Origin of the sequence: Aquimarina spinulae (assembly GCF_943373825.1) — a bacterium.
Lineage (GTDB): Bacteria > Bacteroidota > Bacteroidia > Flavobacteriales > Flavobacteriaceae > Aquimarina > Aquimarina spinulae.
Genome location: NZ_CALSBP010000002.1, coordinates 1861514 through 1883826, shown reverse-complemented (window position 1 = coordinate 1883826; position 22313 = coordinate 1861514). Strand labels below are relative to the sequence as shown.

At 32.7% G+C, this 22313-nt stretch carries 20 protein-coding genes; 7 read left to right on the top strand and 13 right to left on the bottom strand.

Translation table 11 applies throughout. From position 1 onward, the window contains the following. The first annotated feature begins 66 nt into the window (after nucleotides 1–66). Nucleotides 67–1020, top strand: coding sequence for a carbon-nitrogen hydrolase family protein (locus tag NNH57_RS13875; protein WP_108808970.1), 954 nt, complete (start codon nucleotides 67–69; stop codon nucleotides 1018–1020). 51 nt (nucleotides 1021–1071) lie between these two features. Next, complete coding sequence (locus NNH57_RS13870) at nucleotides 1072–1956, top strand: pseudouridine synthase (RefSeq protein ID WP_108808971.1); 885 nt, start codon at nucleotides 1072–1074, stop codon at nucleotides 1954–1956. Nucleotides 1957–1964: 8 nt separating this feature from the next. On the opposite strand, the gene NNH57_RS13865 is transcribed toward NNH57_RS13870, so the two are convergent. The 12 genes from NNH57_RS13865 to NNH57_RS13810 form a co-directional block, all read right to left on the bottom strand. Next, nucleotides 1965–2399, bottom strand: a complete 435-nt coding sequence (locus tag NNH57_RS13865; RefSeq protein WP_108808972.1) for a hypothetical protein — start codon at nucleotides 2397–2399, stop codon at nucleotides 1965–1967. 40 nt (nucleotides 2400–2439) lie between these two features. After that, on the bottom strand, nucleotides 2440–3267 hold the full coding sequence (locus tag NNH57_RS13860) for an alpha/beta hydrolase (protein ID WP_108808973.1): 828 nt from the start codon (nucleotides 3265–3267) through the stop codon (nucleotides 2440–2442). Between the two features lie 13 nt (nucleotides 3268–3280). Further along, nucleotides 3281–4570 (bottom strand): mannosyltransferase, encoded by a 1290-nt coding sequence (locus NNH57_RS13855; RefSeq protein ID WP_254504178.1) that lies wholly within the window; start codon nucleotides 4568–4570, stop codon nucleotides 3281–3283. 107 nt (nucleotides 4571–4677) lie between these two features. After that, nucleotides 4678–6150, bottom strand: a complete 1473-nt coding sequence (locus NNH57_RS13850; RefSeq protein WP_108808975.1) for a cellulose synthase family protein — start codon at nucleotides 6148–6150, stop codon at nucleotides 4678–4680. Then, nucleotides 6150–6842, bottom strand: a complete 693-nt coding sequence (locus NNH57_RS13845) for a glycosyltransferase family 2 protein (RefSeq protein ID WP_074407209.1) — start codon at nucleotides 6840–6842, stop codon at nucleotides 6150–6152. Before NNH57_RS13845 ends, NNH57_RS13850 begins: the two co-directional genes overlap by 1 nt. Further along, nucleotides 6843–7322 carry a toxin-antitoxin system YwqK family antitoxin gene (locus NNH57_RS13840; RefSeq protein WP_074407210.1) on the bottom strand — a complete coding sequence of 160 codons (480 nt, stop codon included), beginning with the start codon at nucleotides 7320–7322 and terminating at the stop codon, nucleotides 6843–6845. It lies immediately after the preceding gene. A gap of 303 nt (nucleotides 7323–7625) precedes the next feature. Continuing rightward, entirely contained in the window at nucleotides 7626–9083 is a 1458-nt protein-coding gene (locus NNH57_RS13835; protein WP_074407211.1) for a S41 family peptidase, read from the bottom strand. Nucleotides 9084–9245: 162 nt separating this feature from the next. Beyond that, the gene (locus NNH57_RS13830) at nucleotides 9246–10847 is read right to left on the bottom strand and encodes a 4Fe-4S binding protein (protein ID WP_074407212.1); all 1602 of its coding nucleotides are present in this window, start codon (nucleotides 10845–10847) and stop codon (nucleotides 9246–9248) included. A gap of 80 nt (nucleotides 10848–10927) precedes the next feature. Continuing rightward, entirely contained in the window at nucleotides 10928–12229 is a 1302-nt protein-coding gene (locus NNH57_RS13825; RefSeq protein ID WP_074407213.1) for an NAD(P)/FAD-dependent oxidoreductase, read from the bottom strand. Nucleotides 12230–12476: 247 nt separating this feature from the next. Next, complete coding sequence (locus NNH57_RS13820; protein ID WP_108808976.1) at nucleotides 12477–13877, bottom strand: T9SS type A sorting domain-containing protein; 1401 nt, start codon at nucleotides 13875–13877, stop codon at nucleotides 12477–12479. Between the two features lie 177 nt (nucleotides 13878–14054). Then, nucleotides 14055–15257, bottom strand: a complete 1203-nt coding sequence (locus NNH57_RS13815) for a T9SS type A sorting domain-containing protein (RefSeq protein ID WP_108808977.1) — start codon at nucleotides 15255–15257, stop codon at nucleotides 14055–14057. Between the two features lie 186 nt (nucleotides 15258–15443). After that, a complete protein-coding gene (locus NNH57_RS13810; RefSeq protein WP_159099311.1) occupies nucleotides 15444–16961 on the bottom strand; it encodes a T9SS type A sorting domain-containing protein in 1518 nt (505 codons plus the stop codon). Nucleotides 16962–17211: 250 nt separating this feature from the next. Here NNH57_RS13810 and NNH57_RS13805 point away from each other — a divergent pair, with 250 nt between their 5' ends. The 4 genes from NNH57_RS13805 to NNH57_RS13790 all read left to right on the top strand — a co-directional run bounded on the left by NNH57_RS13805 (nucleotide 17212) and on the right by NNH57_RS13790 (nucleotide 21245). Beyond that, entirely contained in the window at nucleotides 17212–17922 is a 711-nt protein-coding gene (locus NNH57_RS13805) for a DUF547 domain-containing protein (protein WP_074407217.1), read from the top strand. 105 nt (nucleotides 17923–18027) lie between these two features. Continuing rightward, the gene (locus NNH57_RS13800; protein ID WP_108808979.1) at nucleotides 18028–18942 is read left to right on the top strand and encodes a hypothetical protein; all 915 of its coding nucleotides are present in this window, start codon (nucleotides 18028–18030) and stop codon (nucleotides 18940–18942) included. A gap of 45 nt (nucleotides 18943–18987) precedes the next feature. Continuing rightward, nucleotides 18988–19989: a glycoside hydrolase family 113 gene (locus NNH57_RS13795; RefSeq protein ID WP_108808980.1), complete on the top strand. Its 1002-nt coding sequence runs from the start codon at nucleotides 18988–18990 to the stop codon at nucleotides 19987–19989. Then, complete coding sequence (locus NNH57_RS13790; protein WP_108808981.1) at nucleotides 19986–21245, top strand: POTRA domain-containing protein; 1260 nt, start codon at nucleotides 19986–19988, stop codon at nucleotides 21243–21245. The genes NNH57_RS13795 and NNH57_RS13790 overlap by 4 nt, the downstream gene beginning before the upstream one ends. Nucleotides 21246–21327: 82 nt before the next feature. Here the strand turns inward: NNH57_RS13790 and NNH57_RS13785 are convergent, their stop codons facing one another. Then, nucleotides 21328–21522: a hypothetical protein gene (locus NNH57_RS13785; protein ID WP_132065861.1), complete on the bottom strand. Its 195-nt coding sequence runs from the start codon at nucleotides 21520–21522 to the stop codon at nucleotides 21328–21330. A gap of 291 nt (nucleotides 21523–21813) precedes the next feature. Between NNH57_RS13785 and NNH57_RS13780 the strand changes: the two genes are divergently transcribed. Beyond that, the gene (locus tag NNH57_RS13780; protein WP_175392683.1) at nucleotides 21814–22227 is read left to right on the top strand and encodes a nuclear transport factor 2 family protein; all 414 of its coding nucleotides are present in this window, start codon (nucleotides 21814–21816) and stop codon (nucleotides 22225–22227) included. Nucleotides 22228–22313: the final 86 nt, after the last annotated feature.

The window sequence follows — 22313 nt, the reverse complement described above, 5'->3', positions numbered from 1 at the left end:
ATATTTTGAAAATCTCTTAAAAACAAGTGATCATTAGGAATAAATATATACTATTAATACATTTTCATGAAAGATCAATTACTAACAGTTGCATTGGCTCAAATCTCTCCGGTTTGGTTAGATAAAACAGCTACAATTAAAAAAATTGAAAATTCTATTACTGAGGCAGCTTCTAAGAAAGCAGAGCTTATCGTTTTTGGAGAGTCGCTGTTACCAGGATATCCGTTTTGGGTGTCATTAACAGACGGTGCAAAATTCGACAGTAAGATTCAAAAAGAGATTCATGCACATTATGCTCAGAATTCGATTGTTATCGAAAATGGAGATTTAGATACCATATGTGAACTTGCTGCCGAATACAATATTGCAATATATTTAGGAATCATTGAACGACCGATGGATCGGGGAGGACATAGTTTATATGCATCATTAGTATATATTGATCAAAAGGGAGAGATTAGATCTGTACACCGTAAATTACAACCTACATACGAAGAACGACTAACCTGGGCACCGGGAGATGGTAATGGATTGCTGGTACACCCATTAAAGGCATTTACCGTTGGAGGATTAAACTGTTGGGAAAATTGGATGCCCCTACCCAGAGCAGCATTATATGGGCAAGGAGAAAACTTGCACATAGCGGTATGGCCAGGTAGTGATTATAACACCAAAGATATTACTCGTTTTATTGCCAGAGAATCTCGCTCGTATGTGATTTCGGTTTCTAGTTTGATGCGAACAGAAGATTTTCCTAAAACTACGCCGTATTTGGATGAGATTTTAAAGAAAGCCCCTGATGTTTTAGGTAATGGAGGCTCATGTATTGCAGGTCCCGATGGAGAATGGGTAATAGAGCCTGTAGTAAATCAAGAAGGACTCTTAATCGAAACCTTAGATTTTAACAGGGTATTACAAGAGCGCCAGAATTTTGACCCTGTTGGGCACTATTCGAGACCAGATGTGACCCAATTACATATAAATAGAAAGCGCCAAAGTACAGTTCGGTTTGATGAATAATAGTTGTTGTACCTATGCTTTAAACAATTATCTTTGCACAAAATTTAAGATATGAATCGTGGAGATAATTCTGGTAAAGGGAAAACTAGCAGAAAACAGGAAGGAAAAGGAAAGAGTAAATCGAATGCACATGATAAAGGTAAATCTAATTATGGAAATAAACCTTATGTAAGAGGTAAAGCATTAGCAAAAAAAGCTAGTAATGCAGCACCAAAAAAACTCACCGATTCTGATGAGATAAGACTTAATAAATATGTAGCTAATTCTGGTGTTTGCTCTAGAAGAGATGCCGATTTATATATTAAAACAGGAAGTGTATGGGTAAATGGTAAGCCCATTACCGAAATGGGATATAAAGTAAAACTTACCGATGAGGTTAAGTTTGATGGACGACTCATTACCCCTCATAAAAAAGAGTATGTACTCCTTAATAAACCTAAAGGTTTTGTAACGAGCACTAGTCCTGAGAAAACTAAAACGGTAATGGATCTAGTAGCAAATGCATCTAAATCTGTACTAAAACCGGTAGGTAGACTAGAAAGAAATACAACCGGATTATTACTCTTTACCAATGATGTAGATTTAGAAAAGAAATTAACACATCATAAAAGTGGAATTCGTAAGATATTTCATGTAGAATTAGAACGTAACCTAAAATTTGAAGATCTTCAGAGAATAGAGAATGGAATCAAATTGGAAGAAGGTTTTATAAATGTAGATGAAATCTCTTATATAGAAGGTGCTTCTAAAAACGAAATAGGGATTCAGTTACAATCTGCTAAAAATGGAATTATTCATAAGCTTTTTGAACACCTTAATTATAGTGTAGTTAAATTAGATAGAGTAATCTTTGCAGGATTAACCAAAAAAGATTTACCTCGTGGTCATTGGAGAATACTTACAGAACAAGAAGTAATTAATCTTAGGATGATGTAAGGCGTAGTTTATATCTTTTTTAATGAACACATTCTTTGATAATCATGTTTATGTGGCATAACGAAAAAGTGTTCTTTGTTGTTTTCTTTGAAATGTAAAGTTACGTCATCATCTAATAGTTCAAAAATTTCATCACTTAAGAAGGAATAAAAATAGACAATATAGACGTGATCATAATGGTGTTCTAGTTCAAATTCGCCATAATCGACCTCTTTATTGTTTTGATATAAAATAAATCCATCTTCTTTGATTTCGATTTGATAATCACATTTTTCTTTGTTAAGGTTAGGACCACAATAAGCTCTAGGTTGGACTCTTTTACACATTAACCATTTTCCTTGTAAAGAATTTAGAACAATTTGTGTGTTCTGAGAGAACACATTATAATTTATTATGAGAAGAGCAAGAAGGAGTAAGTTTTTACTAAAGTTAATCATCTTCATTTGTTAGGGGATCGTCTTAAAAGTATAAAATATAATTTATTTAATACCGCTCTAACAGATTTTTGAGCTCATCATAGTATTGTTTTGTGATATAGATACCATTATGACCAGCACCCTTGATCATTGTATGTTTAATTTTATCTGGATATAACGCTTCTAATCGTTTAGAATTTTCTTCTGGTTTAATTAGAAAATCATGAGTGCCATGAAAAATTCGAATAGGACAGGTTACTTCTTTTAAGAATTTATACGAAGGAATCTCATAATTGATAAGCATTTTTGGTACGGGAGCAATACTTGCTATAAAATCATTCCAGGCATAGTACGGGGCTTCCAGTATAAGAAGTTTTGGGTTGTTTTTTGCTGCAGTATAAGCAGCAAACCCTGTTCCCAGAGAAAAGCCTAAAACAATAATGTTTTTTTCGTCATATCGTGTCTTTGCATAATCATAGACTTTTTGCGCATCGTTATATAGTTCTGATTCTTCTTCGTAAAAACTATCACTTTTTCCGTAGCCTCTGTAATCAACAAATAGAATGTCAAACTTGTTTTCGGTATATAAAGAAGCACGTGTTCCCCATTCATGAATTGCCCCGGCATTACCATGAAAATATAGAATAAGACCTTTACTGGTCGTATTTGTTTTAAAAAGCAATGCGTTAAGAGCAACATCCTTTTCTACATCGATATTGATCTCTTCAAAAGGTTGATCAAAAGAAAAAACGTAGTCTTTCTCCAAAATTTTTGGGTTAAAGAAAAAACGTTCCTGCCTTAGATATAAAAACAAGTATCCAGAAAGAATAAGAATAACAATAAATACTATAAATCTTGCGAATCTACGACCTATTTTCCTGAAATTAATTTTCAAAATTGATATGCTTTTATAAGTTGTTTTCTAATGTATTATGGATTCTGTTTTGATAGGCCTTTATAATCTCTTTACTAAAGATAGTGAAAACAAAAAGATACTCTAGCCCTACCATCCATAGGTTTTCTTTGAAATCAGGATGAAGATACGCGGTATAACTGAAAATAACCACAAAAGACCAAACGATAGGAAATTTGTAATTTGTAAATACACAAAGAGATAATGGTACAGCAATATACCAGGGATGTACTGTAGTTGATAAGAAATAGTAGATGCAAATACCTAAAAGCATGCCTGTAATTAGTTGTGGAGTGCTTCGGTTGTTTTTAAAGAAGGTTAGCCCTAAAAGAATCACTATGACTACCAGAGGTAAAATTTTACCGGTAGTTTCAATAATATTCCATCCTACAACCTGAAATCCAATCCAGCGAATAATAAAATAAATACTGGCATTAAATTCGAAAGTCTGAAACCAAAGGGTGATTGTTTTACTAAAATTGGCTAAGAATTCTCCTGATAAGAAAGGAGCAAAAATTAAAAGACATGTACCAATAACTATACTATAAAAACCAAGTAGTTTTGGTAATCCTATAGTAAAACTGGATGTATTGAAACTCTTATGTTTATTAAGAATAAATTTCTGAAAAAATAGAGGTAAAAATAATAGAGGAACTAGTTTAACTGAAACAGAAAGTGCCAGAACAACAGCAGCCCAGTACCAATAGCCTTTATGTAAAAGGTATAATGACCATATGATAAAAAATACCATCACAGCTTCAAAGTGAAGGTTGCCTGTAAGCTCTATAATGATAAAAGGATTAAGAATATACCAGAAGATTCTTTTTTCGGGAAGATTAAATGATTGTAATAATTTTCTTCCGAAGAAAAATGTACCGATATCTGCTAAGATGATAAGTATCCTAAATACCATTGCAGATCCCAAAATACTTTTACTGGCAAATAAAGCTGCAATAAAATAACAAAACTGACTTACGGGAGGATAATTGGTATAATGACTTCCGTTAAGTGTGCCCATACCAGTATACAACTCTTGTGCTTGCGCAATTGGGGCATCTCCTTGAGCTATCCATACCTCGGGAAGGGATAAGTAAGGATTAAAGCCTTCGAGAAGCATACGTCCATCCCATATAAATCGATAAAAATCCTGCGATAAATTAGGTATAGCAAACAAAAAAACTATCCGAAACAATAATGCTGTAATGGCCAGTAGTTTCCAATTACCAGGATTGAGTTGAATAATTTTATAAGAAACAAAAAATAAGGCAGCCCAAAGACTGATCATTTTAATAAAATCTGTTCGTTCTAACTGATAAGAAAAACTCCAGTAAAAAAGTAAACCAGCTACAATAAGGAGAATGGAAAATCGGTTATATTTCCATTGCTGAAACATTAAAATTTAGATGTTACAGATTTAAAGAATACAAATCCAAATCCAAGAAATAACATAATGTGAAACAAGAATAACCCAAAATCCTGAAGCTTAAAAGCACTGTATAAAGCAAAACCAAAATATCCCATGAGTAATGCTTCTATAATGGTGTTTCCAGAGATGTTCTTGCTTACATACTTATTTCCTTTCCAGGAATCTTTTAGCGTATTGATATTAAATTTTGGAGTACGTATAAATTCGCTCTTTTTTCCAAAATGGCCTTCGAGAACTGCCATAGAATTATGAACAGAGAAGCCCATTGCGATAGAGAAAAAGGTGAAGAACATTTTTATGTATTCCATAAAATTCCAGAACCCTTTACCATGAATCTTTTTAAAAGTAAACCAATAGCAAAAGAAAAATATGACTGTACTTAAGGCAAAAAATGCAATAACATTAAAATACCAGCTAAATAATGGATTACTATTCTTAATATACATTACCGGAACGCTTAATACGGCAACCAATAACACTAATAAGAACATGCTACTGTTTAATAAGTGAAAAAAGCTATGAAATTTAGTTTTAAAAGGAACGGTTTTATCCCTAAGCATTTTCCAATATAACTTCTGGAAGTTCTCTGCGGCACCTTTATTCCATCTAAATTGTTGTGACCTGGCTGCACTAATAACCACGGGTAATTCTGCAGGAGTCTCTACTTCTTCGAGGTATTTAAACTTCCATTTTTTTAATTGCGCCCTATAACTTAGGTCGAGATCTTCGGTTAACGTATCTCCCTGCCAGTTTCCGGCATCTTCGATACAGGTTTTTCTCCAAACACCAGCTGTACCATTAAAATTAATGAAGTGATCTTTATAATTACGACCTACCTGCTCCATAGTAAAATGAAAATCCAAAGCAAATGCCTGAATTTTGGTAAGCATCGAGTAATCTCTATTAATATGCCCCCATCGGGTTTGTACCACACCTATATTTTGATCTTTAAAATATGGGATAGTTTGCAGTAACCAATTCTTACCAGGTAAAAAATCTGCATCAAAAATAGCTATAAATTCACCTTTGGCAATCTTAAGTCCTTCTTTTAGGGCTCCGGCCTTAAATCCGGTTCGATCTTCACGACAAATGTGTTTTATATCTAAGCCTGTTTGTTGTAACTTTTCTATATGTTTTGCAGTAGTAATAACAGACTCATCTGTAGAATCGTCCAGAACCTGGATCTCTAATTTATCTTTAGGATAATCAAGTTCGGCAATGTTATCCAATAAACGATCCATTACATATAACTCGTTAAATACTGGTAGCTGAACAGTAATATGCGGAATTTCTTCTTTTTTAGAAAAATCAAAAGTTGGAGAAATATCAGCTTGTTTTCGAGACTTTAGATAGTTGAAAAGCAGATTGAGCTGTGCCAAACTATACATAAATATGATTAGTAAGGCTAGTGTGTAGGTTATGATGATAGCAATATCCATTACGTAAAGCTATATTTAAAAATCCAACTTAAAATCTTAACGCCTGCAAATATAGCACCTTTTATGGTTCCTGAAACTTTTGAGACGCCAATTCTCTTTTTGTAATGCACTGGGACTTCGGTATAATTATAACGTTTCTTTAACACTTTTAATTGCATTTCTACTGTCCAACCATAGGTTTTATCAACCATCTCAAGGGCTAATAGTTTATCATACTTAATGGCTCTAAAAGGTCCGAGATCTGTAAATTTTGCACCAAAAAAAAGTTTCATTAATCCTGTAGCCAACCAATTTCCGAAAATTTGAGGAGATGTCATAGAACCAGCTTCTCGTAGATGTTTGACTCTAGATCCTATAACTAAATCCATATTTTGCTCTATAATAGGTGCAACTATTTGAGTAAGCTCTGCAGGATAGTCACTATAATCACCATCTAAAAATACGATGATATCTGGTTTAATATCTTTTGATGCTATATATTCCATTCCTTTCAGACATGCATAACCATATCCTTTTTGCTTTTCTTGCAGCACTGTTGCTCCTGCTTTTTTTGCAACATTTTCGGTTTGATCTGTAGAGCTATTACTTACCACAATAACTTCAGAAACGATATCTGGTATTTCTTTGATTACATGTGCTATGGAATCTTCTTCGTTAAAAGCAGGTATGATTACGTTTATAATGGGAGGCATTTATAAGGAAGCGTTAGGATTGTCTCTTTTAAAACTAAAAATATCAGTCCATTCACCGGTCTTCTTATCATTGATATATCGTTCGGCTTTAAAAAGTTTGTTGTTTTTATACAATAGACAGTATCCTTCTCTTTTATTATTTTTATATTGATATTTTCGAGTTATTTCGGCTGCAATATCGTAAATAATCCACCATTTCTCAGCTTTATCGTTTACAAAATGCCCTTCTTTCAATAATTTACTGTTTTCTGAATAAAAATACCAGTATCCGTTTTTTTTATTATTTCTGAAATGTCCTTCTTTTGATACTTTTCCGTTAGGATGATAAAAATGCCAAAAATCTACTTTGTACTCTCCTAATTTCCACCCTTCAGCTTTAAGTATACCATTGGGATAGTATTCATAATGGTATTCTTTTGTAGTAACCTGATTTCCGGTAAAGGAAAACATAAATAAAAGGATACAAAGATTCTGAATCATGGTAACAGTTTTATATGGACTCTTAGACGAAAGTAAATACCCATACTAACATTTTTTTAAAATTATTTGATAAAAAAACTACATCAGAGTTTGAACTCTGAATATAATCATTTAATATTTGAAATGCTTTGTTATGGTTTCATAGATTTACAATTATAAAAAACTATACATATTAGTTGTTATTTTGACTTTGTATAACGGTGAATCTATATATGAACTGATGATTTCGAGAGATTTTTTTGGGATCACACCATAGAATCAGACTTTTATTCTAACTCTATGATGTGACAAATACTACTTGTTTTAATGTAAATACGTATCAAATAAAAATTGTATTTCGGGATCTTTTTCCAAATGAGAGTACTCTAAATATTTTTGCATAGGAATTTTATTGTCTGGTATAATTCCATGTTTTGATGTTGTGTTCTTGTCAAAAAATAACTCTGTTATTGGAATTCTTACCTGTAACTTTGTTTTTGGGAGTTTATAAGTTAAAAAATACCCTGCAAAGGTTGAATTTTCATTACCTCCGGTTTCTTCTCCAATAATTTTTCCTCTATTGTGATCTTTAAATAGTTTAGCAAAATAAACAGCAGCAGAAAAAGTTTGCCCTCCTACAATTAGATATACATTACCTTTAAAATTATCTTTATCTGCAGGGAAATTTTCTAATACTCCTTCCTTTAGTCTATCATTACCAATATAGAGGCTGTCTTTTGTTTCGTTAAACCTTTGATATAAGAAGTTTTCAAAACCTCGTATTTCATCTTCTCCGACTGGATTACCGTAATCGTTAAGCAAGTTTTCTTTTTCAATTTTAATACTAGAAGCTCTATAATTAAATATATTTTTAAAACTAGAATCTGTAATAAATGAAAATAACAAAGCAGCTATATTTGGATTACCTCCTTCGTTATTTCTTAGATCAATAGCAACGTTATTGTACTTTTCTTTATTAACTCGCTTAAAAAACTTGCTAAACTCATCATACGCATAAGTTTCTGTAAGATCGAAAGTATTTACGGTGAGTACACCAAATTTTTTCTCTTTATAATAATGAGGGTGTATGGTACTCTCCTTTTCTAATTTATTAATAGGTAAAATAGATAGCTTGTCTATTCTGTATAGTTCGTAATAATCGATAGAGGATAAGGTTATCGTTTTTACATCTTTGGTCTTTATATCTAAATATTCGATTTTAAATGTTTTTGGGTTTCTCTCAATAAGATTAGAGAAGTACAAAGGGAACGAAGAAGTGAGTTCTGACGCCGTTTTGGTCACATTATAATTATCTCCATGAATATGTTTATTCATTCTGTCTACTAATTCTTGTGTAGCAATATTTTGAATCCTGGTTATTTCTGTACCATAAGGAAGTATTTTGCTCTTTATATTGGTAAATATTCTATGGCCTTTGACAAATACAGGGAAAGGGAAAAAAGATGAATTTTCGATCATGTCGTAGGTAAACTCATCAGGGGGACCGTATGCCAAATGCCCATCACCAATTCTATTGATACATTTTAGGAAATTAGGATATGAAGGCGTTTTTTTTAATAGAGCTATAGCCTGTTTTTTTTCCTTTAACTGCTCTTTTTCAGAGATTATTTTATAAGGATTTGGATGTTGTTTTTTTATAAGTTGATTTAATAAAGACAAATCAGAGAGGTAATCATCTGATGTTAATTCGTCTATTTTTAAGGTTTGCGAAACGCAAGGAATAAAACATAAAAAAAGAAGTAAGAACAGAGAATTTTTCATAGGGTATAATACATATTTAAATTAGTGAGAGGAATCCTCAATAATTATACCAATACACATTATAGAAGTCGATTGTTCTATAATATATAAACCTCGTTATATAGCGAGGTTTATATATTTTGATGCTCTATTATTTACCATACGTAAGTAATGTATGTGATATTATTTTTTATTTACAAAATCCATTAAGTCTACATCATTACCTAACAAAATCTCATTAGAATTGATACGGCCGTCTAATGTATCATTCTCAAGTTTTAGTACCCCTCGTGGGCAAACTGCAGAACAAACTCCGCAACCTACACAGCTGGATCGTACTATGTTTTCACCTTTTTGAGCATAGGAACGTACATCGATTCCCATTTCGCAATAGGTAGAGCAATTGCCACAGGATATACATTGCCCACCATTGGTAGTAATTCTAAATCTAGAAAATAAACGTTGTTGAAACCCAAGGATTGCCGCCATAGGACAACCAAATCTACACCAGGCACGGTTACCCAAAATAGGATAGAAACCAGTACCGATAACACCAGAAAATATAGAACCAATGTATAAGCCATATGCCGATCTAAGACTCCCGGATTTGATAAAAAATACTTCGTTTGTAGTACCGGTATAATGCATTACCAGAAATGAAATTATAATTACAAAGTATCCAATTGCACCGTATCTGGCATCTTTACCTAACTCTTTTCTTTTAAAAACCATTACTACCGCAAAAACAAGAGTCAGAATAGTGGCCGCCCCTACGAGGAAAGTACCTCGGGTTAACCAGTATTTATTTGGATCACTACCCAGATATGTATATATCATGGCCATAGTCATCACTACAGAAAAGACTAAAACGGTATGGATTAACCAACGTTCTAGTTTCCAGGCACTCATTTTTTTACTTGATAATTGTCTAAAAGAGTCTCCTGCAGTCTCTGCTAATCCACCACAACCACAAACCCAGGAACAGTACCATCTTTTTCCAAATTTGTAGGTTAAAATAGGGCTGATTACAAATATAGTGACCACCCCAAAAATCAACATTCCCAGACCAAGGTTTTGTGATGATAAAAGGCCATCAAGAGACCATCCATCAAATAGATAATAATTAAGAGGCCACATACTTTTTAAATCGTAATAAGGAAGATTGTAGTCTGGACTAGTGTTTAATCTTGCCATAAACTCTGGAATCAGGAATGCGAATCCAAGTTGAAAAAACATTACCGAAACAGTTCGTATCTGTTGATAGCGATTATGTCTGTATTTTAGAATGAATTTATATCCAAAAGCAATGATGGCAATAGTATACAATGTTCCGTATACAAACCATTGGCTTGCAGGGTTGCCACTTAAAATTCTACTTAGAGGATCGAATAAAGCTACTAATCCAGTATTGGCTTCACCATTAGTGCCTAATCCCAGCAATTCTGCATAAAAATATAATACAATATAAAAAGCGGTTAGTCCTACACCTGTGAGCCATCCCAAAATACCTCGAGATGAGATAGACTTAAACCAGACTCCATCATTTTTGATTCCTTCTAATTTTTTTAAATATAAATCGTTTGCAAATAATAGGGTACCTGCTGTAATTAACACCAGAGAAAGGGTTAAAAATACTCCTTGATTTGGGAAATTAGTATTAAAAATGGCAAGAGTCAGAATGAAGAGTCCAACCAAACCTATGGCCAACGCTATTTTTTGCTGTATTGAAACCCCTTTGACATTGGGAGTTGCAAGAGACATGCTATGATCTAATTTGTTACTCATCGTATATTTTTTAGTTGGACTTCACAAGAAATATTGAAAAAGGTTGGTTCAGTAAGTCTATGAAATCTATAATTTATTTTTTAAGCGGTTTGAAGCTGTGATTTTTTATAAGCCGAAAGAATATCAGACTCATAGACCGAATAGAATTCTGGATCAAAATTGGCTTCTGCAAGATGTTGCATCACATAATTCACATCTCTTTTTTCTGTAAGCCAACGATCAAAAACTTCGTGTCGCATTCTGATTCCGAATGTATTGATTCCTAAAAACTCTGCGGTTTCTTTATGATAGGATACTGTAATGCATTTGGTATCATCCTCGTGTATCCAATGAAACTGCTGTTCGTATTCTTTGGGTCTACCAAATACCCAACCATAAGTTTGATATTCGATATCAAGAAATTTTGCACTATTAAACCAATGTCCTGGTTTGTATTCGGTTTTGTTTCCGCAGATAGTCTGTGCTAGTGTTTCTCCCATCATACGACCGGTATACCACACGGCTTCAATAGGACGGCGATTTCCTATGGGTTCGTGTTGTTCTGCACAATCACCAATAGCATAAATATTAGGGATATTGGTTTCGAGAAATCTATTCACTTTTACACCTCGACCTAATTCGATACCAGAATCTTTTAAGAAATCTACATTAGGAGATACACCCGGTGTTAATCCAACGACATTACAATCAATGACTTCTCCTGTTTCTTGTACGACTACAGCTTTAACTTTACCGTTATCATCTGCAACTATTTCTTTTAAGTTTACACCTAATCTAAGGTCTATATGATGATTTTGGATATGCCTATTAATCATTCCGCTTTCACCAGCAGGTAAGACAGCATCCCAAAAACTATTTTCGCGTACCAAAAATGTAACCGGAATATTACGAGAATGAAGCATTTCTGCCAATTCTATACCGATTAATCCTCCTCCAACAATTACAGCACGGTTACATACTTTATTATTGGGGGCGTGTTTTTCTAGATTTTCAAGGTCTTGTTTATGATACATACCCATGACTCCATCAAGATCCTGACCCGGCCAACCAAATTTATTGGGTTTAGAACCTACTGCAATAATAAGTTTATCATATGCCATGACCTCTCCGCTCGCAAATACAAGTTCATTAGCCTGATGATTAACTTCGGAAACAAAACCATTTTTAAGTTCGATTCTGTTTTTCTCCCAAAACCAGTTTTCATAAGGTTGAGTATGTTCGAATTTCATATGTCCCATATAAATATACATAAGAGCAGTACGTGAAAAGAAATATTCGGTCTCGGCAGATATGATAGTGATTCTTTTGTCAGACATTTTACGTATATGCCTGGCAGCAGTAACTCCTGAAATTCCATTTCCGATAATTGCAATGTGTTCCATAAAAGATAATTGTTGGTTGTCAATATTTACTAAGAAGTGAACACTTCGGTCAGTAAGTCGTATATAAATATAAGAACTTAAGTAGCTGGATTAATTTAGAATGAATCTAAAAAATGGTGACTTTGTAAGGGTTACTACTTTATATCGAACAGGAGGGATGTGTTTTTGGTACCACAAAAAACTGCCTGAGAAAAAGCTTCTCAGGCAGTTTTACTTTTTTTGTTTACCCTGGGTTTTAATACTTCTTTTATTGCTTTGCTATTTTACGAGTGATCACTCGATCCTTGGTTATTATTTTTATAGTATACAATCCTGTTTTGTAGGCACTCATATTAATAGAGACTACACCTTTACTATTTGGAATACGTTTTTTAGTATTACTTTTCCCGTTGTTTAATGCTGTTAAGGTTATAGTGGCAGGTGATTTTTCTACCTGACCAGTTTGTATGTACAGTATATTTTGAACCGGATTAGGATAGGTTATGCTCTCTTTTTGATACAGCTCTTCTTTTTTTGCTGTTCTGGAAATAACTATGGGCTTTTTTTGGCAAAATTCTGTTTCAGGATCTTTTTTCCATGTAGCTCCATTTGCTGGATGGCCCAAGATACAATCAATAGAATTTTGTCGAGCATCCATATAGTTTAATTTACTATTATTGGATGCTATCAGGACAGTTAGGTTATTGTCTTGGCAATATAGTTTCTCTAGTTTAGTGTTCTTTCTTACGCTTAAACTTTTTATGTTATTGGTATTACAGTCTAACTGTTTTAATTCGATATTCTTATCTGTATTCAAGTGGGTTAGTTTATTATTAGCACATATAAAATACTCCAAAGAAGTGTTTTTACTTACGTCAAGACTTGTTAATTTATTAGTAGAAGCATATAGTTGCCACAGTTTAGTGTTCTTTCTTACGTTTAAGCTTTTTAATTTGTTATCACTACACCCTAAGGATTTTAATTTGATATTTTTATCTATACTTAGATTTTCTAATTTGTTATCATCACAACGTAAACTTTTTAATTTGGTATTTTTACTTAAATCTAAGTGCTTTAGTTTGTTTTTATAACAATACAATACTTCTAATTTATTTAGATTGTTTAGTTTTAGTTCGGTTATACTGTTATTATAACAAGTCAAATATTCTAATTTTCCGCTATTAGGTAAGCTCAGCTTTGTTAACTTGTTACCACCACAGCGTAGTGTCTTTAAGTTGGGGCTGAGTACCGTTAGAGATCTTAGGTTATTTCTGTAACAATCTATGTAATCTAATTTTGTGTTTTTACTTAAATCTAAAGTAGTTACGTTGAAGTTTTTATAGAATACTAATGTTTTTAACTTAGTGTTTTTGCTAAGATCAATTCTTCTGATGCTGGTATTTTTAATTGATAAACTTGTAATATTTTTAAAAGCATTAATGCCATTAATATTGAATATTAAATTGTTATTAATATAAATAAAATCTGTATATGCCTCGGCTTCGCTAATTTCTATTTTACCATTGTTATTGGTGTCAATATTGTGATCTTCTAGTAATGCTTTTTTAAAAAGGGGATTAGGAATAATAACTTCCTGGGCTTGTAGCGAGAGGGTAAGTATAAGTAATGCAATACAGCATATCCATTCTTTGTGTGTTGGTACTATCATGATTTTGGTTTTAGTACTTCTGGGTATTTTTATTAGTGAAACTCAGTTTTGAAAAGCTGCAGAGCAATGCATTCAAAATAAATAGTTGAACTAATCCCTCTCAATGCTGAAACAAGTTCAACATCGAGAGAGATCTTAGGTTTAATACCTTGTTTGTTTCGAAATTCTAAAAAATTATTATTGCTTTACTATTTTACGAGTGATCACTCGATCCTTGGTTATTATTTTTAGAGTATACAATCCTGTTTTGTAAGCACTCATATTAATAGAAACTACGCCTTTGTTATTTGGGATACGTTTTATAGCTCTACTTCTCCCATTTTTTAATGTTGTTAACGCTATGGTTACAGGTGATTTTTCTACCTGACCAGTTTGTATATACAGTATATTTTGAACCGGGTTAGGATAAGTTGTGATCTCTTTTTGATGCAGCTCTTCTTTTTTTGCTGTTCTGGATTTTTCTGGACAAAATTCTGTTTCAGGATCTTTTAACCATGTAGCTCCATTTGCTGGATGTCCTACGATACAATCAATAGAATTTTGTCGAGCATCCATATAGTCTAATTTACTATTATTGGATGCTATTAGGCTGGTTAATTTATTGTTATCACAAAGTAATTTCTTCAATTTGGTATTCTTGCTTATGTTTAAGCTTTTTAATTTATTGTTAAAGCAATATAATTGCTCCAATTTGGTATTCTTACTTATGTTTAAGCTTTTTAATTTATTGTTATAACAATATAGTCCTTCTAATTTAGTACTGTTACTTATATCTAATTGTGTTATTTTATTCCTAGAACAAGAAAATTCTTTTAATTCTTTTTGTCTGCTTAGTTTTAGTTCGGTTATCTCATTATCTCTACAATATAATTTCTGTAATTTTCTGCTATTAGGCAGAAACAAGCTACTTAGTTTATTAAAGTTACAATTTAAGAAGATCAAATCACGGCTGAGTATTGTTAGTGATTTTAGATTATTTTGGTTACATCGTATATCTATTAATTTGGTGTTCTTGCTAAGATCTAAATCGGTTACTTTATAGTTTCTATTAAATGCTAATGTTTTTAATTTGGTGTTTTTGCTAAGATCGAGTTCTCTGATACTGGTTTTGCTAATCGATAAACCCGTAATATTTTTAAAAGCATCAATACCAATAAGATTAGATATTGGACCGCCAGAGACAGTTATTGTGCCGGTATACGCTTGAGCTTCGCTAACTTCTATTTTGCCATTGTTATTGGTATCAATATTGTGATTTCGTAATAATGCTTGTTTAAATTTAGTATCAGGAATAATAACTTCCTGCGCTTTTAGTGAGAGGGTAAGGGTTACTAATGCAATACAGCTGCATATCCATTTTTTTTGTGTTAATATGATCATGATTTTGGTTTTTTATGTTTAGATACTTCTGAGTGTTTTTTAATAGTGAAACTCAGTTTTGAAAAGCTGCAGAGCAATGCATTCAAAATAGATAGTTAAACTAATCCCTCTCAATGCTGAAACAAATTCGACGTCGAGAGGGATCTTAGGTTTAATACCTTGTTTGTCTCGAAACTCTAAAAATTATTATTGCTTTACTATTTTACGAGTGATCACTCTATCCTTGGTTATTATTTTTATAGTATACAATCCTGTTTTGTAGGCGCTCATATCAATAGAGACTACGCCTTTGTTATCTGGGATACGTTTTATAGCTCTACTTCTCCCATTTTTTAATGTTGTTAACGCTATGGTTACAGGTGATTTTTCTACCTGACCAGTTTGTATATACAGTATATTTTGAACCGGGTTAGGATAAGTTGTGATCTCTTTTTGATGCAGCTCTTCTTTTTTTGCTGTTCTGGATTTTTCTGGACAAAATTCTGTTTCAGGATCTTTTAACCATGTAGCTCCATTTGCTGGATGTCCTACGATACAATCAATAGAATTTTGTCGAGCATCCATATAGTCTAATTTACTATTATTGGATGCTATTAGGCTGGTTAGGTTATTGACTTGGCAATATAGTTTCTCTAGTTTAGTATTTTTACTTACGTCTAAGCTCTTTAATTTATTAGTAGAACAATATAAACTCTTCAATTTAGGACTCTTACTTACATTTAGACTTGTTAATTTATTCTCCATGCAAAATAATTGCTCCAATTTGATGTTTTTGCTTACGTTCAGGCTTTTTATAGAGTTACGACTACATGCCAGAATCTCCAATTTGGTGTTTTTGCTCACGTTTAGACTAGTTAGATTATTATCATTACATGATAATAGCGTCAAAGAAGTATTTTTACTCACGTCTAGATTCTTTAATTTATTGTTAAAACAAAGTAATTTATTCAATTTAGTATTCTTACTTACATTTAGACTTGTTAGGCTATTGCTGCCACAAGACAGGTAATTTAACTTAGTATTCTTACCTGCATTTAGGCTTGTTAGTTTGTTAAAAGGACAATAAAATTTCTCTAATTTAGTATTCTTACTTATATCCAACTGCTTTAGTTTATTGCTACCGCAAAGCAGGTATTTTAATTCTTTTTGTCTGCTTAGTTTTAGTTCGGTTATCCTATTATTATTACAATATAATCTCTGTAATTTTCTGCTATTCGGCAGAAACAAGCTGCTTAGTCTATTATAATTACAATTTAATGTGATCAAATCACGGCTAAGTATCATTAGTGATTCTAATTTATTATAGCTACAATCTATATCTATTAATTTGGTGTTCTTGCTAAGATCTAAGTCGGTTACTTTATAGTTTTTATAGAATACTAATGTTTTTAATTTGGTGTTTTTGCTAAGATCGAGTTCTCTGATACTAGTTTTGCTAATCGATAAACCTGTAATATTCTTAAAAGCATCAATACCAATAAGATTAGATATGGGACCACCAGAAACAGTTATAGTGCCTGTATATGCCTGGGCTTCGCTAACTTCTATTTTGCCGTTGTTATTGGTGTCAATATTATGATTTCGTAATAATGCTTGTTTAAATCGGGCATCAGGAATAATAACTTCCTGCGCTTGTAATGAGAGGGTAAGCATTAGTAGTGCAATACAGCTACACACCCATTTTTTTTGTGTTAATACGATCATGATTTTGGTTTTTTTGTTGAACGGCGAATTTAAATAGGGGAGCGATGATGTATGTCCTGATTCCTTGATTATAAAAGAATCAGGACACATTGAGATCTATGATCTGAGAGCTGTGTAGAAAAATAAAATCTAAAATTGTTTGTAAGTTGATGATTTACCATTCGACTGAATGCCCATTACCAAGGTAAATTTTAACAATATAAAATACGATGAATTCAGTTTTTTGATTGAACTGATAAAAAGGTAAAGGATGAAAAAAATAACAATGCTATTAGTTCTTCTCTCAATTCAATTTGGGTTTTCACAAAGTAGTACAGCGTTTTTTACTAAAGCAGATAGCTTTTTTAAAACCTATGTATCTAATGGGAGAGTTAACTATAAAAGTATTAAAAAGAATCCGTCTTCATTAAACGAATTATTAGAGATGGCTGCAACCATAAAAGTTACTACAGGCAAACCAAAAACCTACCAGGCTTTTTATATTAATGCGTATAACTTAGCAGTAATAAAAGGGATAGTAGATAAATACCCAATAAAATCACCATTAGACATCAAAGGTTTTTTTGATAAAACGACCTATACATTAGGAGGCAAAAAAACAACACTTAATGATCTGGAAAATAAGATCCTTCGCAAAAATTTTCCTAAGGAAGCTCGATTTCACTTTGTGTTAGTATGTGCAGGCCTCGGGTGTCCACCGATTATACCTTCGGCATATAAGCCTTCAACATTAGAAGATCAATTACAACGCCAAACGGTAAAAGCTTTAAATAACCCTAATTTTATTAAAGTGAAGGGTAATAAAGTACGGTTATCACAAATTTTTGAATGGTATAAGGGAGATTTTACTCAGAATGGATCAGAGGTAGATTTTGTAAATAAATTCCGAAAAGAGAAAATTCCGGCAAAGGCCAAAGTATCATATTACTCCTATGATTGGAGTTTAAATCAAATTAAATAATCACAATTATTTCAACATAATCTTTAACAATAAATAAGAATTTTCATCAAAGTTTTTATATCAAAGCTACTTTGAAAGAGGATACTTATGTAAAAAAAAGCAATAATGAAAACCAAAAGAATACTAATAACAACAATAAGTCTTTTTATTCTGGCTATAGGATTTGCGCAGGACGAGGATTCAGGAAAATCAAATATCCAGGAATTTACACCCTCAAAACTTTTAAAGAAAGGACAATGGGATATTAAGTTTTTTAATAGCATATATACACAAACAGAACAAACCGACTCGGGATCTAAATCGGTAACTATAGATAGGCAAACTTTTTTTACCAATACTACTGAAATATTTACGGGAATTAGTAAAAATTCGAGAGTAAATGTTGGACTTATTTTTCAGGTTAGAGCAAATACTTATGGAGGAGCGGGAGCATTGGAAGTACTGAGTTTTAAAGATAATACTACAGATGCCAGAAGCGGACTTACTACAATTGCACCATCAATAAGAATTCAACCTTTTAAAAATGTGGCCAATTTTTCTTTTACCAGTTCGTTTTTTATCCCTGTGTTTGAAGATGTTCCAAATGCACCTTATTTAGATAAAAGAAGTTTTTTCTGGGAGACTAAGTTTTTCTATGATAAAACTTTTGGGGGTAATAAATGGCAGATTTTTACAGAAGCAGATTTCGGATATAATTTTGGAGAAAAGTCAGTAGATGCTGATCCAGCTAGCGAAAATGTATCAGAGCGATTCGCAAATAATAGTTTGTTTGTACCATTAAGTGCTTTTTTAAGCTATTTCCCAAGTTCAAAATCTACGATTTTTGTAAATGCTCAACAAGCTTTTTTGTTTGATTTAGGAAATGATTTTGATCAGGATTATACGCAGTTAGGATTTGGGGGTAAATATCAACTTACCGAAGTTCTTAACTTAGAAGCATCCTTCGGTAAGATTGTTAGAGGAAATAATTTTCAGGGATTAGGGCAAACATTTAGTTTAGGTTTAAGAGCATTATTCTAGAATACTAGTATAAAAATTGTATTTTCAGCAGTAAAAAAAGAGAGCATGAAAACTATTTTTCTACTGTTGTTAGCCTTTATTTTTTGTACGTGTTCTGGGCAAGGACCTAAGATTAATGGAGTTAGTTTTGTAGGTTCCCCAGAGGAGATTACTGCTGCAGAGGTTGATCCTGTTGTAGAAGTCAATGCCAATTGGGCTGCAGTTATGCCTTTTGGATTTATAAAAAACTTAGAGTCTCCCACTGTAGTTTTTAATATCGAGAGGCAATGGTGGGGAGAGCGAAGAGATGGAGCCAAAAAAACGATTGAGTTATTGCAAGATAGAGAAATTAAGGTGATGCTAAAACCTCAAATTTGGGTGTGGAGAGGAGAGTTTACTGGTAACATTAGTATGAAATCTGAAAAAGACTGGAAAACACTCGAAAAATCATATGAAGATTTTATACTACTCTACGCAGTATTGGCAGAAGAAATGAAGGTTCCTATACTTTGTATTGGTACAGAGTTGCATACGTTTGTTCAGAAAAGACCTGGGTTTTGGAATCAATTGATCCCTAAAATACGATCGGTTTATAAAGGAGAATTAACCTATGCAGAAAATTGGGATCAGTTTGATAAAGCACCCTTTTGGGATCAATTGGATTATATAGGTGTAGATGCCTATTTTCCGATTTCTCATAGTAAAACACCAACGGTAGAAGAGCTTAAGAAGGGATGGCAAAAACATAAAAATGATATTATCACAATACAAACCAAAATGAAGAAACCTGTTTTATTTACAGAATACGGTTATCGAAGTGTTCATTTTACAGGAAAAGAACCCTGGGATTCTAGCCGTTTTGATGGTAAAGTTGATCTCGAAGGGCAAAATAATGCATTGACTGCTTTGTATCAGGAATTCTGGAACGAACCTTGGTTTGCAGGAGGATTTCTTTGGAAATGGTACCATAATCACAGTAAAGTTGGAGGAGAACGTAATAATCGATTTACGATACAAAATAAACCTTCAGAACAACTAATAAAAGAGTTTTACTCAACAAAAAAATGAATTTTTCTCGAATAGCTTTTTTCATATTTTTTACTACTTGTGTTGCCTTTGGGCAAAATAGAGTGGTTTCCGAAATTCATATACAAGGAAATAAAAAGACCAAAACTTCGGCTATCACAAAACTCACCAATATTGAGCAAGGCAAAGCCCTAGATTCTTTACAGATCGAGGCAGATATTAGAAGATTAAAAAGATTACCTTCTATTGCACATGCCTATTATGAGGTGTATGAAAAAGAAGAAGGCTATGAGGTAGTTTACGGAATAGAAGAGAATTTTACGATCATTCCTTCTGCCAATCTCTATACAACCAATAATGATGAGTTCGCTTTTAGAGTAGGATTATATGAGTTTAATTTATTTGGCCAAAATATAGTTCTGGGAGGATTGTATCAAAATGATATTTATAGCTCTTATGGAGCAAATCTAAGAGCCCCATTTTTATTTAGTAAGAAATTAGGGATCGCCTTTAATTATAGTAATCTTACTACCGAAGAACCCGTGTTTCTAGAAAATGGTACTGCAGATTATAAGTATAACAATACCTCGTATGAAGTATTAGGGTTATATCAGTTTAATCTTCAGAATCGTATTGAATTGGGTGTGAATTATTTTAATGAAGATTATACGTACAAACGCGGTGCTACTGAAGCAGGAATACCACAAGATTTTGATGTTAATAAGCTATTATATAAACTAATATACGAATATGATAACCTAGATTATGATTACCAATATGTATCGGGATTTAAAAGCACATTAAATGCACAATACGTAGTGAGTACCGAAAACGTTTTACCCGATTTTCTTATCGGGTGGAATGATTTTTTATACCATAAAAGAATAGGTAAAAAAGGAAATTGGTCTTCCAGATTACGATTAGGATTAGCAAGCAATGATGATTCCCCATTTGCGCCGTTTGCAGTAGATAATAATCTTAATATTAGAGGAGTTGGTAACACTATTGATCGAGGAACGGGAGTGATTGTCCTTAATACCGAGTATAGACACACATTATATGAGAAAGATTGGTTTGTGTTGCAAAGTAATGTTTTTGTAGATGGAGGAAGTTGGCGTAATCCCGGAGGAGATTTTGGAGATTTTGGAGATTCTCAAAATTTTAGAATATATCCTGGTGTGGGTTTACGTCTTATGCATAAACGAATTTTTAATGCCATTTTTAGAATTGATTATGGGCATGGAGTTACAGACGATGCTACCAAAGGATTTGTATTTGGGATAGGGCAATATTTTTAATAACCTGGTTTTATCCAATATAGAAAAGGGCTTGACTTTAAGCAAACCAAACCCTATTACTTAGTGGGATAATAAGTAGTTACTAAAAATCATTTAAGCATTGATGCACTAATGGAGATCCCATACAACAACCATTAAATAATGAACCACCACCACAAAAGGTGCATATTTCAGGAGGGTATGTTGGGCAATTTCCTGCTCGACCTCCATGAACAGATTGCTGCTCATCTTTGCTTAATCTTTGAGCACCGCTTAAATTCAAAATGTTTTTTAACATAATTAAGGTTTTAAAAATATAATTTTCCTGAACAGTTAAAGACATTCAGGCTTATGTCTATTCTTGCAAGAATTTTTTTGATGTTTTTATAGGCTGAAGTTTTAGTTTATTAGTGTTTAAAAGAAGTGAATTTTTGATTTAAAATCGCCTTTTTGTACCCATACACACCTATTCGTTAAAAAGAAGTTAATTAATTACCGAACGTTTGGTAAAAAACTATGTATCCTTATATTTGTACTCGTATTAGAAGTTAAATCATAGAACAATACAAACACCAAAACCCGAATTATTATGGAACAAAAATTTCCGTTACCTCCGTTTTCAGAAGAAACGGCAAAACAAAAAGTACAAATGGCAGAAGATGCCTGGAATACAAAAGACCCAGAAAAAGTTAGCATGGCCTATACTATAGATAGTGAGTGGAGAAACAGGGATCAATTTCTGAAAGGAAGAGATGAAATCGTTACGTTTCTTTCTCAAAAATGGGAAAAAGAACTTACCTATACATTAAAGAAAGAGTATTGGGCACATGCAGATAATCGCATTGCGGTAAGATTCGAATATGAGTATGAGAATAAAACGGGAGATTGGTATAGAGCATACGGAAATGAAATGTGGGAGTTTGATGCAAATGGTTTAATGAAAAAAAGATATGCAAGTATTAATGATATTGCCATAACCGAAGGAGAGAGAAAGTATATTTAGAAATTATCATGGTAAGAAACAAAATAGATCTCGGTGGGTTATCAATAACGTAAAACTCGTTAAGGTAAAACAGAAAAAAAATATAG

Bases quoted from the DNA above. Each gene is read 5' to 3' on its own strand.
- NNH57_RS13875 (WP_108808970.1), top strand. From the start codon at position 67: ATGAAAGATCAATTACTAACAGTTGCATTGGCTCAAATCTCTCCGGTT.
- NNH57_RS13845 (WP_074407209.1), bottom strand. From the start codon at position 6,842: ATGCCTCCCATTATAAACGTAATCATACCTGCTTTTAACGAAGAAGAT.
- NNH57_RS13810 (WP_159099311.1), bottom strand. From the start codon at position 16,961: ATGATCGTATTAACACAAAAAAAATGGGTGTGTAGCTGTATTGCACTA.
- NNH57_RS13790 (WP_108808981.1), top strand. From the start codon at position 19,986: ATGAATTTTTCTCGAATAGCTTTTTTCATATTTTTTACTACTTGTGTT.
- NNH57_RS13870 (WP_108808971.1), top strand. From the start codon at position 1,072: ATGAATCGTGGAGATAATTCTGGTAAAGGGAAAACTAGCAGAAAACAG.
- NNH57_RS13820 (WP_108808976.1), bottom strand. From the start codon at position 13,877: ATGATAGTACCAACACACAAAGAATGGATATGCTGTATTGCATTACTT.
- NNH57_RS13865 (WP_108808972.1), bottom strand. From the start codon at position 2,399: ATGAAGATGATTAACTTTAGTAAAAACTTACTCCTTCTTGCTCTTCTC.
- NNH57_RS13840 (WP_074407210.1), bottom strand. From the start codon at position 7,322: ATGATTCAGAATCTTTGTATCCTTTTATTTATGTTTTCCTTTACCGGA.
- NNH57_RS13825 (WP_074407213.1), bottom strand. From the start codon at position 12,229: ATGGAACACATTGCAATTATCGGAAATGGAATTTCAGGAGTTACTGCT.
- NNH57_RS13830 (WP_074407212.1), bottom strand. From the start codon at position 10,847: ATGAGTAACAAATTAGATCATAGCATGTCTCTTGCAACTCCCAATGTC.
- NNH57_RS13795 (WP_108808980.1), top strand. From the start codon at position 18,988: ATGAAAACTATTTTTCTACTGTTGTTAGCCTTTATTTTTTGTACGTGT.
- NNH57_RS13855 (WP_254504178.1), bottom strand. From the start codon at position 4,570: ATGATCAGTCTTTGGGCTGCCTTATTTTTTGTTTCTTATAAAATTATT.
- NNH57_RS13785 (WP_132065861.1), bottom strand. From the start codon at position 21,522: ATGTTAAAAAACATTTTGAATTTAAGCGGTGCTCAAAGATTAAGCAAA.
- NNH57_RS13805 (WP_074407217.1), top strand. From the start codon at position 17,212: ATGAAAAAAATAACAATGCTATTAGTTCTTCTCTCAATTCAATTTGGG.
- NNH57_RS13780 (WP_175392683.1), top strand. From the start codon at position 21,814: ATGGAACAAAAATTTCCGTTACCTCCGTTTTCAGAAGAAACGGCAAAA.
- NNH57_RS13815 (WP_108808977.1), bottom strand. From the start codon at position 15,257: ATGATCATATTAACACAAAAAAAATGGATATGCAGCTGTATTGCATTA.
- NNH57_RS13835 (WP_074407211.1), bottom strand. From the start codon at position 9,083: ATGAAAAATTCTCTGTTCTTACTTCTTTTTTTATGTTTTATTCCTTGC.
- NNH57_RS13850 (WP_108808975.1), bottom strand. From the start codon at position 6,150: ATGGATATTGCTATCATCATAACCTACACACTAGCCTTACTAATCATA.
- NNH57_RS13800 (WP_108808979.1), top strand. From the start codon at position 18,028: ATGAAAACCAAAAGAATACTAATAACAACAATAAGTCTTTTTATTCTG.